The following is a 15,381-nucleotide window of genomic DNA, read 5'->3' on the forward strand; positions in this document are numbered from 1 at the left end:
GATGGGCAGTCGCAAACCAACCCTGGGCTTTGCCTCGCGCACCGACGCGGTGCTGGCGCTGCGCGAGCAAGGTATCACCGATCGCCGCGTCATCGCGGCGCGCATCGGCATCGACCCCAGCTGCGTCGCGGCGCTCGAGCGTTCGGCGCAGCGCCGGGGCACACCGCGGGCGCCGGGCTTTCGGCTGGAGCCGCTGGCGCACGACCCGCTGGCGAAGCTCTTGCCCGACGAAACGCTGACCGGCCTCCGCCGTGCGGCGGCGCCGCGCGGGGTGTCGGTGATGCAGCTGGTGGCGCGGCTGCTGTCGACCGTGGTCGAGGACGATCTGGTCGGCGCGATCCTGGATGAGGGGAGAGACGCATGAACCTGCCTCTCTCCTATCGCGATTTCCTCGACGCCAAGATGGTGTTCGCGCCGGTCGGCGGGTTCCATGTCGAGCTCGGCGAGATCAACCCGCTGCTGAAGCCGCACCAGAAGCTGATGGTGCAGTGGGCCTGCGCCGGCGGGCGGCGGGCGATCTTTGCCGCGTTCGGGCTGGGCAAGACCTTCATCCAGATCGAGCTGATGCGGCTGGTGCGGCAGCACCTCGGGCGCATTGCGGCGGTGCTGCTGGTGGCGCCGCTTGGCGTGCGGCAGGAGTTCCTGCAGGACGCTCGCACGCTGGCGACAGGCGAGCATCCCGACATCACCGACGCGCAGCGCGCCGAGCTCGCGGCATGGCTCGACCTTCACCCGGAACGCGCACCGGTGCTGAGCTTCGTGCGGCGCAGCGACCAGGTGACCGGCGGCGGGCTCTACCTCGCCAACTACGAGAGCGTGCGCGACGGCCGGCTGGACGTGACGCTGTTCGCCGCGGCCTCGCTCGACGAGGCCTCGTGCCTGCGCGGCATGGGCGGCACCAAGACGTTCCGCGAGTTCATGAAGCTGTTCGACGGCTTGGCGTACAAGTTCGTGGCCACGGCCACGCCGAGCCCGAACGAGTACATCGAGCTGCTGGCCTATTCGGCGTTCCTCGAGGTGATGGATGTCGGCCAGGCCAAGACGCGGTTCTTCAAACGCAACAGCGAAAAGGCCGACACGCTCACCATCCACCCGCACAAGGAGCGCGAGTTCTGGCTGTGGGTGGCGAGCTGGGCGCTGTTCGTCGAGCGGCCGAGCGATCTCGGCTTTGACGACGAGGGCTACGATTTGCCGGCGCTGCAGGTGCACTGGCACGAGCTGCCGAGCGACCACAGCGCGGCGGGCGAGGAAAAGAGCGGCCAGAAGCGGTTGCTCAAAAACGCCGCTGCGTCGCTGCCCGACGCCGCGCGCGAAAAGCGCGACAGCCTCGGCACCCGCATCGCCAAGCTGATGGAGCTGCGCGCGATAGATCCGGGGGCGCACCGGGTGATCTGGCACGACCTCGAGGCCGAGCGCCACGCCATTGCCGTCGCCATTCCCTCGGCCCGGTCGGTGTGGGGCAGCCAGGACCTCGACGAGCGCGAGCAGCGGCTCAACGATTTCGCCTATGGGCGGCTGCAGGAACTGAGCACCAAGCCGATCATTGCCGGGCAGGGGTGCAATTTCCAGCGCTACTGCGCCTGGGAAATCTTCGTCGGCATCGGCTTCAAGTTCAACGACGTGATCCAGGCGGTGCACCGCTGCTATCGGTTCCTGCAGCGGCGGGAGGTGCGGATCGACTTCATCTACACCGAGGCCGAGCGGCCGATCCGCGACCTGATCGAACGACGCTGGCGCCAGCACGACGAACAGCGCGCCATCATGACCGGCATCATCCGCGAGTTCGGCCTCAGCCAGGCGGCGATGGCCTCGACCCTGCGGCGCGGCATGGGCGTGGCCCGGATCGAGGCAGCGGGCGATGCGTACCGCGTGGTCAACAATGACTGCGTCGAGGAATGCCGCGCCATGGCGCCCGACAGCGTCGATTTGATCGTCACCTCGATCCCGTTTTCGACGCAGTACGAGTATTCGCCCAACTACGCCGATTTCGGCCACACCGACGACAATGCGCATTTCTTCGCGCAGATGGACTACCTGATCCCCGAGCTGCTGCGCGTGCTGAAGCCGGGGCGGATCGCCGCCATCCACGTCAAGGACCGGATCGTGCCGGGCGGGCTCACCGGGCTCGGCTTCCAGACGCTCTATCCGTTCAGCGACGACACGGTGCGCGCCTTCGGCAAGCACGGCTTCGCCTACCTCAGCCGCAAGACCATCATCACCGACGTGGTGCGCGAGAACAACCAGACCTATCGGCTGGGCTGGACCGAGCAGTGCAAGGACGGCTCGCGCATGGGCAACGGCCTGCCGGAGTACCTGCTGGTGTTCCGCAAGCGGCCCTCGGACAATTCCAACGGTTACGCCGACGTGCCGGTGCGCAAGGCCAAGAAGCTCTATGAGGGCGACGACGGCTGGAGCAATCCCGAGGGCTACAGCCGCGGCCGCTGGCAGCTCGATGCACATGGCTTCATGCGGGTCAGCGGCAACCGGCTGCTGATGCCCGACGAGCTGCGCGGGCTCGACGCCAAGGTGATCTACAAGCTGTGGAAAGCCTTCAACGTGAGAAGCATCTACGATTTCGAGCATCACGTCAGCGTCGCCGAGGGGCTCGAGGCGGCATCGTCGCTGCCTTCGGACTTCATGCTGATCCCGCCGCACAGCTGGCATCCCGACGTGTGGAGCGATGTCGCCCGCATGCTCAGCATGAACACGCTGCAGGCGCAGGCCGGACGCGAGCAGCACCTCTGCCCGCTGCAGTTCGACATCATCGACCGCTGCCTGGTGCAGTACTCGATGCCCGGCGAGACGGTGCTCGACCCGTTCGGCGGGCTGATGTCGGTGCCCTATCGCGCCCTCAAGCATCGGCGGCGCGGCATCGGCATCGAGCTCAACCCCGGCTACTTCGCCGACGGCCTCGCCTACGTCGAAGCGATGGCGCGCGACATGGCGGTGCCGGACCTGTTCGGGCTGCTGGAAACGGAGGAGGCCGAAGATGATGCCTGAAGCGAAGAGCACCGACGACAAACTGCTGCCATGCCCGTTCTGCGGCGAGCCGCCCCTGGTCGCCGGTGCGTCAATCTGGTGCGCTAACGTCTCCTGTTGGGGGCCGCACGTGTCGCAGTTTGCGCACGTGGAGGATGCAATCGCCGCATGGAACCGCCGCTTGGTGGCGAGCGCCGGCGACCGCCCCGACCCGACACCAGATGCGGCCTTCGACGCTTGGGTGGCTTCGTTGCCCAAGCAGAGCTGGGCGAAATATGACCTCTCGGCGTGCCGCTTGGGATGGGACGCCGCCCGCCGCGCCGCCCTCCCGACAGAGGCACCCGAGCTGGTGGCGCTCGTGTCGTTGGAATGGGAAAGCATCGACAACACAGCAATGTGGGCGAACGTCGTGCCGTTCTGGCTCCAGTATCGCATCACCCTGCGAGCCGATCGACAGAAGGTGCTCCGCTCGGAATGGCTGGGCAATCGCCGCGAGGACATTGGTATCTTCGCGGATTGGGATGCCGCAAAGGTCGCCGCTCAGACTGATTTTAACGAACGCCTCGCTGCGCTGCCTGTCTCGGGAGCTCCAGAGCAGACGATTGCCGAAGTCGCGCGAATTATTCTGTCGGTATCATCGGTCCCATACGACGACGCCAACGACGAACGCCGGGAAATGGCGCGGGCCGCAGCCGCCAAGGTCATCGCCGCACTCTGCCCAGCCACAGTATCTAGCGCCGAGCCGGTGGCGAAGATCGATGACCGCGCCGCCATTTCATCTGAGCAGGGCGAGGCGCCGGCGACGCCGGCCGATGTTCGCGAACTCGCCGACAGAGCGCGCAGGTTTGCACTCGGGCCAGCATTCGTAGAGCTCGGCTTCAATAAGACCATCTCGCTGGCTGCCGAGCAGGCCATCATGCTCGACCGTGCTGCCCGCTCCCGGAGGCCTGGAAATGGCTGAGCTGCGTGTCGAGAACCCGCGACTGACCGGCGACTTCGTCAAGCTGATGGCCGATGCCGGCGTGACGCTGCCGGTGCGGCTGCACGAGACGGAGGTCGGCGAGATCGTCGACGCCAAGGGCCGCGAGGTGTGCGTGGTCGATGTGAACCGCGAGCGGCCGGACGACGAGGTGGTGCATCTGTGCAGCTGGATCGTGGTGGCGATCAACACGTGCGGCGGATTTCAGGCAACCGGAGTTCCACGTGAAACCACGTTCTAAAATAGAGCCGCGCCGGCACCTGGTGTATTCGCCGGAGTTTCGCGAGCGGCTGGAGGCGACGCGCGCCAAGGTGGCGGCGTCGCGCGAGCGGCTGCGGCTGCTCGACCGGCGCGACAGCCTGGCGACGCTGATCGAGGCGAAAACCCAGCAGATCGCCGCGCATGCGCGCGAGTTCGAGGAGATCGAGCGGCAGCTCGGGGAGGGTGTACAATGACTAGCGGCGCGGTCGCAGGGCAGGAACGCGGAGCCTGCACCTGTTTGGAAATCCAGGGTGAAGATCCGGCCTGCCCCCGGCATGGCAACAAGGCCGTTATACGCGAGCTATATCGCCTCTCCGCCAGAACTGAGAACGCTCGCGCGGCCTGGGTCTTGGCCGAGGCTGCGCAACTCATTGAAGAGCAGGCTGAGCGGGTCGATGTCGTATCGCTTAGTCCAGCCGCGCGTGATGTTCTCATGGAACGCAGCCGCCAGATCGCCGCTGAGGGCTGGACGGCAGAGCACGATGACCAGCACGACGATGGGCAGCTTGCGAGGGCTGCGGCGGCCTACGCGATCTTCGCCGGCCTGCCAAGGCAATTCACGACGCTGGCGCAGTCCATGGGCCGCGCGATCCCGATGATCTGGCCGTGGGATGCAGGCTGGTGGAAGCCTTCCGAGCAGAACCGCCGCAACCTCGTCAAGGCCGGCGCGCTGATCTTGGCCGAACTCGAACGGCTGGACCGTCGAGGGCGGTCATGAGCACACTGACTTTTGCGCAGCTGCGCCGCGCCAACCTGGCGCGGCAGGGCCCGGACGGGTGGAACCGGCCGCTGCATGGCTGGTCGCGCGACGACTGGGCGGTGGCCCTGGGCGGCGAACTGGGCGAGACGCTGAACGTCGTCAAGAAGCTCAACCGCGCGCGGGACGGGATGCCGGGCAACCATCGGTCGGCGGCGGAGCTGCTGGGCGATCTGGCGGAGGAACTGGCGGACACCGTGCTCTATCTCGACCTGTTCATGGCGCGGGACGATGCGACGTTCGAGCAGCAGATCGGAGATCGGAGCTTCGTCGAGCTGCGCAATTTCACCGCAGCCTATCTCGATGATCGTTCGCCGTCGGCCATCGGCCGGGCGGCGATCCAGGCGCTGGCGCAGACAGTCGGCGCGGATCGCGGCGGGATACTGTTGCAACGGCTCGACGAGTTGGCCTTCGTCCACGATATCGACCTCGGCGCGGCCGTGGTCAGCAAGTTCAACTGGACCTCGGAAAAGCTCGGCTTTCCGCATCGGCTGGAGGCGGCATGACCGGCGAGGTGCTGCAGTTTCACGCCGACCGGCTGCGCCGAATGCTGCGCGATCTGCAGCTCGACCCGGCGTCGCTGCTGCCGGCGCCGGACGGGGCGCTGGTCGACGACATATCGCGGCGGCGGCTGACCCCGGCGCTCGACAACCAGACGCTGGCCGAGGGGCTGGTGAGCGCCGTCAAGATCGCCGCGAGCTATCTGGGAGAAGCGGGATGATGTGGGATGAGCTGACCGAGGAGCAGAAGCTGCTCTGTGCGCCGCAGCGGCGCCTGCGGCTGCAGGAGCGGCGCACCTGCGACATGATCGAGGTCGACCATGTGTGGTCGCCGGCGACGGCGCAGGAGATCGTCGAGCCGCTGCTGGTGTCGATCGGCCGCTATCCCGACGGCCGCATCGGCGAGGTGTTCATCGACGGGCGGGAAAAGGGCAAGGGCAAGGTGGCGCAGCGCACCACGGCGCTCAGGCAGGACGTGGCGGTGCTGATCTCGATCGCGCTGCAGTACGGCGCGCCGATCGAGGTGCTGCGCGATGCCATGGGGCGCGGCGAGGTGCAGGCGATGGGCCGGGTGCGGGTGATGCCGCACACCATCATCGGCAGTGTGCTCGACGCGCTGGCGGCCGAGGCGGCGGCATGAGCCTGTCGCCCGAACTTGCCGCCCTGCGCGACGAGGCGATGGCGACCAGCTGCGCGTCGTGGGCGATCCAGAAGCGGTGGGGTCTGCGCGGCCGGCACGAAATGGTGGGTGCCTGCCCGAACCCCGAGTGCGTCGGCGGCGGCGGCGTCGACCGGTTTTCGATCAACACGGTCAAGAACGTCTTCAACTGCCGCAAATGCGGGATCTCGGGCGAGGGCGTGATCAAGCTGGTGATGGACACCGAGCATGTCGATTTCGTGCGCGCCTGCGAGATCGTGACCGGCCGCACGGTGAGCGAGCCGATCGACGAGGCGAAGGCGGAACGGGCGCGCCGGGAGCGCGCGGCCGAACTGGCGAGGCGCGAGCGCGCGGCGGAAGCCTATCGCGAGCGGGCGCGGCGCGACGGGCTCGCCACCTGGTCGGCCGGCTTGCCGCTCGAGGCGCCGGAGGCGCAGCCGGTGCTTGACTACCTGGCGCGGCGCGCGCTCGACATCCGCGGGCTGGAGCAGGCGCCGCTGTCGATGTTCCATGCGCTGCGGTGCGCGCCGGAGCTGGCCTGGACCGAGGCCTATATCAACCCGGAGACCGGCAACCGTGGCTGGAGCACGCTGCATGTGGGCCCGGCGATGCTGGCGCACATCGTGCTGCCGGTGCGGCTGCAGGCGGCGCCGCTCGATGCGCGGCTCGACCCGCTCGGCCGCTTCGGCGGCGTGCACATGACCTGGATCGACCTCGGGGCGCCGAAGGGACGGCTGGTGCTGCCCGACGCTCCGGCAGAGGGCAGGGAAGGCAAGGGCAAGCCGCGGCCGACCAAGAAGGTGCGCGGGCGCAAGAAGGGTTGCGTCATCCCGCTGTTCACCCCGGCCGGTGCGCGCCGGCTGGTGATGGGCGAGGGGATCGAGTCGACGCTGACGCCGCTGGTGCACGCGTTCGAGCCCGACACCGCGTACTGGGCTGGCATCGACCTCGGCAACATCGCCGGCGCACCGATGGAGGTCGACGGCCGCAAGATCTGGGACGAGCCCGATCTCGACGATCTCGAATGCTTCATTCCGCCCGACTGGGTGGAGGAATTCGTGCTCCTGGGCGAGGGCGACGATGCCAGCGTGCACAGCCGCGAAAAGAGCCTATGCGGGCTGCGGCGCGCCAAGCTGCTGCGCGAGCGCGCGCGGCTCGAGCGGGCGGAGCTGCCGGCGCTCACCGGCATCTATGTGCCGCCGCCCGACGGCGACAGCGACATGAACGATCTGGCCCGGCGCGAGCTGGGCGAGGGGAACGACGCGACTGACACCACCGCGGCGGCGGACGGGGGACCTCAGGCGGTTGGACGAGCGGATGCAATCGCGGCCGATCGGACAGAGCGCAGAGGCGAAGACGGGGCACGATGACCAAAAAGACATCGCGGGTGCGTGATGCCATGGCCAAGGGCGAGGCTGTGACAGCCGAACCTTTCGACCCCAGCAAGGTGGCGGGTGACACGCCGGCCGCGCAAAAGCGGCGGACGCCGCGCAAGCCGCGCCCCAAAGCGGCCGCGGCCGAGCCGCCGGATGCCGGCGATCGGGATGACTCGGATGCCGAGGCGCCGAACTGGACCGAAGAGGAGCTGGCCGACGTCGCCGACGATACGCGGCCGCCCGAGCTGGTCGCAGTCGAGACGGCGATCGCGCGGCTATGCAGCGGCTACGACCAGAACGATGCCGGCAACGCGCAGCGGCTGATCGCATGGTTCGGCCCCAATCTCTGCTATGTCTCGGGCATGGGGTGGCTGACCTGGCGCGGCACGCACTGGCAGCGTGACGAGGGCGAGCTCGAGGCACGGCGGCTGTGCCAGCTGCTGGTCGAAAAGATCAAGCTCGAGCCGGCGCACATCATCGCGACGCCGGCGCAGCAGCGTCTGCTCGATGCCGCGGCGCACGCCATGAAGGTGGAGTCCGACGACCGGACGCCGGCGCAGCATGACCTCATCGGCCGCGCCGCCGCCCTGCGCAAGGAGCTGAACAGCCGGCGCAGCAAGCGCCGCAATTTTGCGGTTTCCTCGGGAAATTCCGGGCGCACGACGGCGATGCTGGCGCAGGCCGCGAGCTTCAAGGCGTTCGACCAGAAGAAGCTCGACGCCAATCACATGCTGTTCAACGTGCTGAACGGCACACTGGTGTTCAGCCGCATCGACGATCCGGAACAGGACACGGAAGGCGCCGACGTGGTGCCGCGCAAGATCGGCCACGTCGACATCCGCCCGCATGACCGCGAGGACATGCTGACCAAGATCGCCGATGTGGAGTACGCGCCCGAGGCGACCTGCCCGGAGTTCCAGAAGTTCCTCGACCGGATGATGCCCGACGAGAAGATGCAGACCTGGCTGAAAGTCAGCCTGGCCTATTCGCTGCTCATCGGCGGCAATGGCGCGCAGAAGCTGTTCTACCACTACGGCCTCGGCGCCAACGGCAAGAGCGCGCTGCTCGAAACCATCGGCGCCCTCGCGGGGACGTATAGAACGACGGTTTCGCCGGAGACGATCACGGGCGACGGGCAGCAGCGGCAGGGCCAGCAGGCCAACCCCGACATCGCGCGGCTGTTCAACACCCGGTTCGTGGTGGTGGAGGAGCTGCCCAAGAACGTGCCGCTCAAGGAAAACCTGGTCAAGGCCATGTCGGGCGGCAGCCCGCTGACGGCGCGGTTCCTGCAGAAAGAGTTTTTCGAGTTCACGCCGATCTTCACCGCCGTGCTGTCGGGCAACACCAAGCCGGCGATCACCGGCTCGGACAAGGGTATCTGGCGGCGCGTGTCGATCATCCACTGGAAGGTGTCGATCGGAGAAAAAGACCCCAGCCGCGTCGAGTTCCCCGAACTGATGCGGCGCTTCGCGGCCGAGCGCTCGGGCATCCTCAACTGGCTGATCGAGGGCGCCATGCTCTACCTCGGCAGCAGCCTGATGGCGTTCGAGCCGGAGGAGGCGCGGGCCTTCACCGAGGACTATCGCATGGAGCGCGACAATATCGAGGTGTTCGCCAGCTCGATGATCGTGCCGCACCCCGGCCACAACATCCAGGCGGGCAAGCTGTTCGAGCGCTATCAGCAATGGTGCGCCGCGAATGGCCTGGTGGCCGCCAAGCAGCGCACGTTCGGGGAGCGGCTGGGCGAGCTCGGCTACGCCAAGAAGACCGGCCGCGTGTACGAGTACACCGATATCACCCTGCGGGCGCTGCCCGCCGCCGATGATGACCCCGGCTGGGCGCCACCCGAGGGGTTCGAGTAGCGCTGGCAGCCGGGCCTTTTCAACCCCGAAGCCCCGCAACCCCCTCCACGGAAAAGAGAAAAGGCAGTCGCAACCCTCGCCCGCGCTGACGCGCGGCGATACGAGGGTTGCGAGAGTTGAGCGAGGGTGAAATGCGAAACCTCGCGGCGGCTTTCATTAATGATTTCAGGGTTTTGCACCGCTATTGCGAGGTTTGCGAGGGTGTTCCTCGCGTATATGTGGAAGGGGTGCGGGGTGGTGCCTTTTTAGCGGCGTTCTAGGCGGGCGTTCTGGCGGGCGATTTTGTGTCTCATGTCACATAGGGGACCCTCGCCACCCTCGCCACCCTCGCTGGGCCCAGCGTTTCCGGCGTTTTTTATCTGCGAGGGTTAATCACCAACCCTCGCTAAACCTCGCAAAGGGGAGAATATGAGCAAACTGGGGGATATGGCCGAAGACCGGCGGCTCAAGGACCAGCCGCGGGGCAAGGTCCGGCATCGGGGGGATCGCACTGCCGGACCCAAGGATTTGTCGTTCATGCTGGCGACCGGGTTGCACTGGTACGCGCTGCTCACCCGTGCCGGCAGCGAGCTCGATGTCGAGGCGCTGCTGACGGCGGAGGGGATCGTGGCCGTGGTGCCCGTCCGGCGCGAGTGGCGCCGGATCAACCGGTATGTGAAGCGCAAGGCGCAGGTGCGCTATTCGCTGCTGCCGCGCTATGTGTTCGTCGGCTTTGGCGCGGGGCAGGCCTCGGACTATGACGACGAGGTTCGGGCCATCTGCTCGATCATGCGCCGGCTGACCCTGGTGCAGGGGGTTGTCGGATGGGATGATCTGCCGCGCCGCATGGTGGCGCGCGAGGTCGCCGTGTTCCTGCGCGACCTCGGCGAGGTGATCGCGCCCAAGTGGCAGAAGCACGTGAAGAGCGGCAAGGAGTTCGAGATCGGCGACGAGGCGCAGATCACGGCCGGCCCGTTCGAGGGGCACATCGTGAAGGTCGACGACGTGATCGGCAGGCAGGCCAAGGTGACGCTCGACCTGCTGTTCGGGGGAGGTGCGCACAACGTCCTGGTGCCTCTTGCCAATCTGGAGAAATCAGCTTAGCCCTCGACGCTGGATGACCGGAGACCCGTCGCAGGCCGCTCGATCAGAGCGCGGTTCCCGAGCGGCGAATGGCCCAGCCAGTCGATACTGGTGACCGCCACCTCTGCGTATCCAGCCATCCACTCCCAGCGGTGATGTTCCTCCTGACCTCCTCACTACGGCGCGGCCCTTCGCGGGCGGCGCCGTTTTCGTGAGAGCGTCGCCGCGCCGCAAAATTGCGGACGGTCGACGGCCCGGCGGGTCCTTCCCCGTCCGCCAAACCCATGCGGGACGTCTTAGCGCAGGTGTGCGGTAGTTTTGGGGATTTTTGGCAGGGTTGACGGGGTTGACGGACGTGCTCGGGGCGGTTGACGGCGGGTTGACGGAGACGCTCTGGGTGCCGATCGCGGAAGCGGCGCGGCAGCACGATGTGTCGCGCGCCGCGATGCACAAGCGGGTGTCGAAACTGATCGACGCCGGCCGGCTCTCCACCAAGGACGGGCCGCGCGGCACCAAGCTGGTGAACATCGTGGCGCTCAATCGCGTCATCGCGACGGAGACCGATCCGGCGCAGGCGCTGCGCAATGGCTCAGTGCCCGATGCGCCCGATGAGCCCGAGCTGCCGGAACAGCCGGAGGGCGACGGCGACAGCGGGCAGGGCGCATCGTCGCCGGCGTCGGGTGGATCGAGGAGCTATCACGCGGCGCGCGCCAGCCGCGAGACCTACCAAGCCGAGAGCGCGCGGCTCGACCTCGACGAGCGGCTGGGCAAGCTCTGCTACGTCGACGATGTCGAGCGCCGCACAATGACCGCCATGCGCAAGGTTCGCGACCGCTTCCTGGCGCTGCCGGCCGTCATTGCCGACCGCCTGGCCGGCGCCCCCGATGCTCTGGCCATTCGCGGCATCCTGAGCGCGGAAATTCGCGCCGTGCTGGCGTCGGCGGCCAAAGACATGAGCGGCCTGGACGAGGACGACGAGACCGATGCCTTCGCTGACCTTGCATCAGGAGAGCGAGACCCGGATCAGGCGTAACGGCGCAGTGGTCTATCGCGCAGCCTCGGCGGGCATCATGCCGGACCCGCAGGAACTGGTGTCGGTGTGGGCGGAGAACCACCGGGTGGTGCCGGAGGGCGGCGCCGTCGCCGGCGAATGGCGCAACAGCACGGCGTACTACCTGGTCGAGCCGATGGATGCGCTGTCGCCCAACGATCCGTGCGAGCAGGTGATCATCATCAAGCCAGCCCAGTCGGGCGGCTCGGCCGTTGCCGAAAACTGGCTCGGCTTCGTGATGCACCGGACGCCTGGTCCCGCGATGTATGTCGGGCCGACCGTCATCGCGGCCAAGGACTGGTTCGAGGAGAAGCTGCAGCCCACGATCGAGGCGACCAAGGTGCTGTCGCCGGCGAAGGGCGGCGTGGTGATGCCGCGCAAATCGCGGGCGGGCGACGGGTCGAAGGCGAACCGGACAAAGTTCAAGGGCGGTTTTCTGCTGTTGGCCGGCGCCAATTCCGCCGCGTCGCTGCGGCAGCACTCGATCCGCTTCATGGTGCGCGACGATCGCTCGGCCTGGACGGACAATGCCGACGGCGAGGGCGACCCCAAGGAACTGAGCAGCAAGCGCCTCAAGACCTATCGGCGGTTCGGCCTTGCCAAGGTGCTCGACGTGTCGTCGCCGAAGTTCAAGGGCGAGGATATCGACGCCGACTACCAGAAGTCGGACATGCGCCGGTACTACATGGCGTGCAGGGGGTGCGGGGCGCTGACGGATTACGAATGGGAGGATGTGCAGAAGAACGCTACTCCACCCTATCGCAGCCATCTGGTGTGCCCTGCCTGCGGGACCGAGCACTACGAGGGCGACAAGCCGCGGATGCTGGCGCCGGAAAGCGGCGCCTGCTGGGTGCCGACGGCGCCGGATGCCGATGGCGTTGTGCCGCCCAAGACGATCCCGGCGAGCGAGATTGAAGTCTGGCGTCATCGCCACACCGGGCGGCTCGCCAAAGGGTACGCGATCACCGGCATCATGAACGCGTTCGACACGCTCGACAGCCTCGCCCAGCTCGAGGCCGAGGCGGGTGACGATCCGGAAAAGCGGCAGCCGTTCGAAAACGGCGATCTCGGCCGGGCGTGGGAGCCGAAGGGCGAGGGTCCGCAGTGGGAGACCATCGCGGCGCGCAAGGAAGGCGACTGGCGGCGCGGCACGCTGCCCGCCGGCGTGCTCTACGTGACCCTGACCGCCGACGTGCAGGCGGACGGTATCTACTGGGCGTTCGTCGGGTGGGGTCCGGGGAAGCAGGCCTGGCACATGGATCAGGGGTTTCTGCCGGGCGTCACCGACGAGCCGCTCGGCGGCGCCTGGCCCAAGCTCGACATGGTGGCCGACCATGGCGTCAGTTTCGGCGGCGTGCGCATCGGCGCCGACATGATCGCGGTCGACAGCGGCTACAACGCCGAGGCGGTGTACGAATGGGTGCGGCGCCGTCACAATGCCCTTGCGGTCAAGGGCGACGACGGCTGGAGCAAGAACCCAATCTCCCGCTCGCAGAACGCCGAGGTGCAGACGCACGGGCTCAGCGCCGGCAAGGCCCGCCGCTATGGCATCAAGGTGTGGATGGTGGGCACCTGGAGCATCAAGGCGACGCTGATAACGTTCCTGGGCAAGGTGCCCAAGGAGGGAGGCGCCGGGTTCCCGACAGGCTACCACCATTTCCCCGGCGACACCGAGGAACAGTACTTTCGCCACCTCACGTCGGAATACATCGTGAACGGCGAACAGCGTCGCGAGTTCAAGCAGCGCGGCCCCAACCACTGGCTGGATTGCCTGGTTTATGCCTATGCGCTGACGCACTTTGCGCAACTGTGGTCGTGGTCCGAGGAGCAGTGGGACGTTCGCGCCCGCGAGCTTAGCGAAATGACCCGGCCGGCGCAGGCCGACATGTTCGTTAACTCGGCAAAAGCCGTGGCGATGCCGGCGCCAGTCGATGGCGACGCTGCAGATGGGGCGCCGGCGGCGCCGTTGCGCGCCAAGCCGCAGTCCGACGGGCTCGACGCCCTCTCGAAACTCAACCAGTAGGCGAAAATGGCCGACATGACGCTCGCCGAGATCGACCAGGCGCTCACGGATCTGCGCGCGGCCAAGCAATCGCGCCTGGTGGGCGGCGTCCGGACCAAAACCGCCTATGTCAGCGGGTCGGTGGAGAAGCAATTCGCCTCGTTGGACGAGATCAACGGCGAAATCGCCCGCCTCGAGGTGATGCGGTCGCGTCTCACCGGCACGGCGAGCGGGAACGGACCCATCCATGTCGGCTTCGGGAGGCGATATTGAGCAATTCCAAGCCGCGGGTGCGGGTGCAGGCGGGTGATGCGGTGGGGGCGAGTGCTCGGCCGGTCGCGCATGGTGGCTCTGCCCGTACCAGCTATGCCGCCGGTGACCTCGGGCACCCGTCGATGCTGGGCTGGATGCCGTCGTCGCTGTCGGCGGACGCCGAATGGCTCCGCGACCGGCCGATTTCGGTCGGCCGCATGCGCGATGTCGAGCGCAACGACGGTTGGGCCTCGGCCGGCATCGACCGGCAGGTCGATATGCTGGTCGGCGGCTCTCTGCGGATCAATCCGAAGCCGCGCGCGGCCGCCCTGGGCATCGACACCGACGCTGCGCATGAGCTCGGGCGGCAAATCCAGTCGCAATGGCTCGCTTTTGCCGACGATCCGATCTTCCGCAGCGACGCCGAGCGCGAATTGCCCTTCGCGGGGCAGGCCGGCCTCATGGCGCGCGAGTTTGTCGGCATCGGCGAGGGCCTCGCGGTGCTCCGCTGGATCGAACGGCCCGGCTGGACCTTCCGCACCGCGGTGCAGATCGTCGATCCCGACCGCTTGTCCAATCCCATGGGGCAGCCGGACACGGACCGCTTGCGGGCAGGGGTGGAAAAGGACGAAAACAACGCTCCCGTGGCCTATCACATCCGGCAGGGACACCCCGCCGACGTATCGAGCGCAAGTACGGCCGCGTTCCGGTGGGACCGGATCGAGCGCTGGGACCGGATCGGCGACTGGGAGCGGCCCAAGGTGCTGCACCTTTACGAAAAGCGCCGGCCGGGCCAGTCGCGCGGCGTCGGGCGGCTGGTGGCCAACCTGGTCAAGTCGCGGATGCTCAGCCGCTACTCGGAGTCGGAGCTGCGCACGGCGGCGATCAACGGCAGCATCGTCGGCGCCATCTACACGCAGCTCGGCGCGGAGTATGCGGCCGATCGGCTCGGCGGTGCCCAGCCGGGGAACGACTGGAACGACTTCAACTCGCAGCGAGCGAAGTTCTATGGCGAGCGGCGCGTGCTCGATGATGCACGCTTCGTCACGCTGTTCCCCTCGGACCGGCTCGAGCTCAACACGCAGCCGCGGCAGACGGCCGGTTACCCGGCGTTCCAGAAAGCGTTTCTGCAGGCGTTCGCGGCGTCGCTAGGCCTCAGCTACGAGCAGCTCAGCATGGACTGGAGCAGCACCAATTATTCGTCGGCGCGCGCCGCGCTGAACGAGGTGTGGCGCGGCGTGCAGCGGCTGCGCTCGATCCTGATCTACCGCTTCGCCGTGCCGCTCTATGCGGCGTGGCTCGAGGATGCGCTCGATGCCGGCGTCATCGACGTGCCCAAGGGCTGCGCCGATTTCTACGAGGCGCCTGCCGCCTGGCTCAACGCCGACTGGATCGGCCCGGCGCGCGGCTTCATCGATCCCGTCAAGGAGGCGCAGGCCTCGACGCTGCGGATCAGGGGCCGGATTTCGACGCTCGAGCGCGAAGCCGCCGAGCAGGGGCAGGATTGGGAGGACATCGTCGCCCAGCAGGCCCGCGAGAACGAAGCGATGCGCGAGCTGGGCGGCGTCGAGACCGACACCAGCATCATCGCGCCCACCGACACGCTGCCGGCGCAGCAATAGGTCCGATCTCCGAAAGGCCA

General features: G+C 67.6%; 16 protein-coding genes. All 16 read left to right on the forward strand.

Features of this window, described 5'->3' with window-relative positions:
• The first annotated feature begins 1 nt into the window (after nucleotide 1).
• The 16 genes from BGO82_RS07725 to BGO82_RS07800 all read left to right on the forward strand — a co-directional run bounded on the left by BGO82_RS07725 (nucleotide 2) and on the right by BGO82_RS07800 (nucleotide 15,361).
• Nucleotides 2-364 carry a hypothetical protein gene (locus BGO82_RS07725; protein WP_291304981.1) on the forward strand — a complete coding sequence of 121 codons (363 nt, stop codon included), beginning with the start codon at nucleotides 2-4 and terminating at the stop codon, nucleotides 362-364.
• The gene (locus BGO82_RS07730; RefSeq protein WP_291304982.1) at nucleotides 361-3,000 is read left to right on the forward strand and encodes a DNA methyltransferase; all 2,640 of its coding nucleotides are present in this window, start codon (nucleotides 361-363) and stop codon (nucleotides 2,998-3,000) included. The genes BGO82_RS07725 and BGO82_RS07730 overlap by 4 nt, the downstream gene beginning before the upstream one ends.
• Nucleotides 2,990-3,940 (forward strand): Lar family restriction alleviation protein, encoded by a 951-nt coding sequence (locus BGO82_RS07735; RefSeq protein ID WP_291304983.1) that lies wholly within the window; start codon nucleotides 2,990-2,992, stop codon nucleotides 3,938-3,940. The genes BGO82_RS07730 and BGO82_RS07735 overlap by 11 nt, the downstream gene beginning before the upstream one ends.
• Nucleotides 3,933-4,199, forward strand: a complete 267-nt coding sequence (locus tag BGO82_RS07740; RefSeq protein ID WP_291304984.1) for a hypothetical protein — start codon at nucleotides 3,933-3,935, stop codon at nucleotides 4,197-4,199. The genes BGO82_RS07735 and BGO82_RS07740 overlap by 8 nt, the downstream gene beginning before the upstream one ends.
• Nucleotides 4,183-4,413: a hypothetical protein gene (locus BGO82_RS07745; RefSeq protein ID WP_291304985.1), complete on the forward strand. Its 231-nt coding sequence runs from the start codon at nucleotides 4,183-4,185 to the stop codon at nucleotides 4,411-4,413. The genes BGO82_RS07740 and BGO82_RS07745 overlap by 17 nt, the downstream gene beginning before the upstream one ends.
• Complete coding sequence (locus BGO82_RS07750) at nucleotides 4,410-4,937, forward strand: hypothetical protein (RefSeq protein WP_291304986.1); 528 nt, start codon at nucleotides 4,410-4,412, stop codon at nucleotides 4,935-4,937. Before BGO82_RS07745 ends, BGO82_RS07750 begins: the two co-directional genes overlap by 4 nt.
• On the forward strand, nucleotides 4,934-5,482 hold the full coding sequence (locus BGO82_RS07755) for a hypothetical protein (RefSeq protein ID WP_291304987.1): 549 nt from the start codon (nucleotides 4,934-4,936) through the stop codon (nucleotides 5,480-5,482). Before BGO82_RS07750 ends, BGO82_RS07755 begins: the two co-directional genes overlap by 4 nt.
• Nucleotides 5,479-5,697: a hypothetical protein gene (locus BGO82_RS07760; protein WP_291304988.1), complete on the forward strand. Its 219-nt coding sequence runs from the start codon at nucleotides 5,479-5,481 to the stop codon at nucleotides 5,695-5,697. The genes BGO82_RS07755 and BGO82_RS07760 overlap by 4 nt, the downstream gene beginning before the upstream one ends.
• Nucleotides 5,694-6,116: a hypothetical protein gene (locus tag BGO82_RS07765; protein ID WP_291304989.1), complete on the forward strand. Its 423-nt coding sequence runs from the start codon at nucleotides 5,694-5,696 to the stop codon at nucleotides 6,114-6,116. Before BGO82_RS07760 ends, BGO82_RS07765 begins: the two co-directional genes overlap by 4 nt.
• Complete coding sequence (locus BGO82_RS07770) at nucleotides 6,113-7,504, forward strand: hypothetical protein (RefSeq protein ID WP_291304990.1); 1,392 nt, start codon at nucleotides 6,113-6,115, stop codon at nucleotides 7,502-7,504. The genes BGO82_RS07765 and BGO82_RS07770 overlap by 4 nt, the downstream gene beginning before the upstream one ends.
• Complete coding sequence (locus tag BGO82_RS07775; protein WP_291304991.1) at nucleotides 7,501-9,372, forward strand: phage/plasmid primase, P4 family; 1,872 nt, start codon at nucleotides 7,501-7,503, stop codon at nucleotides 9,370-9,372. The genes BGO82_RS07770 and BGO82_RS07775 overlap by 4 nt, the downstream gene beginning before the upstream one ends.
• 408 nt (nucleotides 9,373-9,780) lie before the next feature.
• The gene (locus BGO82_RS07780; protein WP_291304992.1) at nucleotides 9,781-10,455 is read left to right on the forward strand and encodes a transcription termination/antitermination NusG family protein; all 675 of its coding nucleotides are present in this window, start codon (nucleotides 9,781-9,783) and stop codon (nucleotides 10,453-10,455) included.
• A gap of 325 nt (nucleotides 10,456-10,780) precedes the next feature.
• On the forward strand, nucleotides 10,781-11,467 hold the full coding sequence (locus BGO82_RS07785) for a hypothetical protein (protein WP_291304993.1): 687 nt from the start codon (nucleotides 10,781-10,783) through the stop codon (nucleotides 11,465-11,467).
• Entirely contained in the window at nucleotides 11,418-13,508 is a 2,091-nt protein-coding gene (locus BGO82_RS07790; RefSeq protein WP_291304994.1) for a terminase gpA endonuclease subunit, read from the forward strand. Before BGO82_RS07785 ends, BGO82_RS07790 begins: the two co-directional genes overlap by 50 nt.
• 6 nt (nucleotides 13,509-13,514) lie before the next feature.
• Nucleotides 13,515-13,760: a hypothetical protein gene (locus tag BGO82_RS07795; RefSeq protein WP_291304995.1), complete on the forward strand. Its 246-nt coding sequence runs from the start codon at nucleotides 13,515-13,517 to the stop codon at nucleotides 13,758-13,760.
• A complete protein-coding gene (locus BGO82_RS07800) occupies nucleotides 13,757-15,361 on the forward strand; it encodes a phage portal protein (protein WP_291304996.1) in 1,605 nt (534 codons plus the stop codon). Before BGO82_RS07795 ends, BGO82_RS07800 begins: the two co-directional genes overlap by 4 nt.
• Nucleotides 15,362-15,381: the final 20 nt, after the last annotated feature.

Origin of the sequence: Devosia sp. 67-54 (genome assembly GCF_001899075.1) — a bacterium.
Classification (GTDB): Bacteria; Pseudomonadota; Alphaproteobacteria; order Rhizobiales; family Devosiaceae; genus Devosia_A.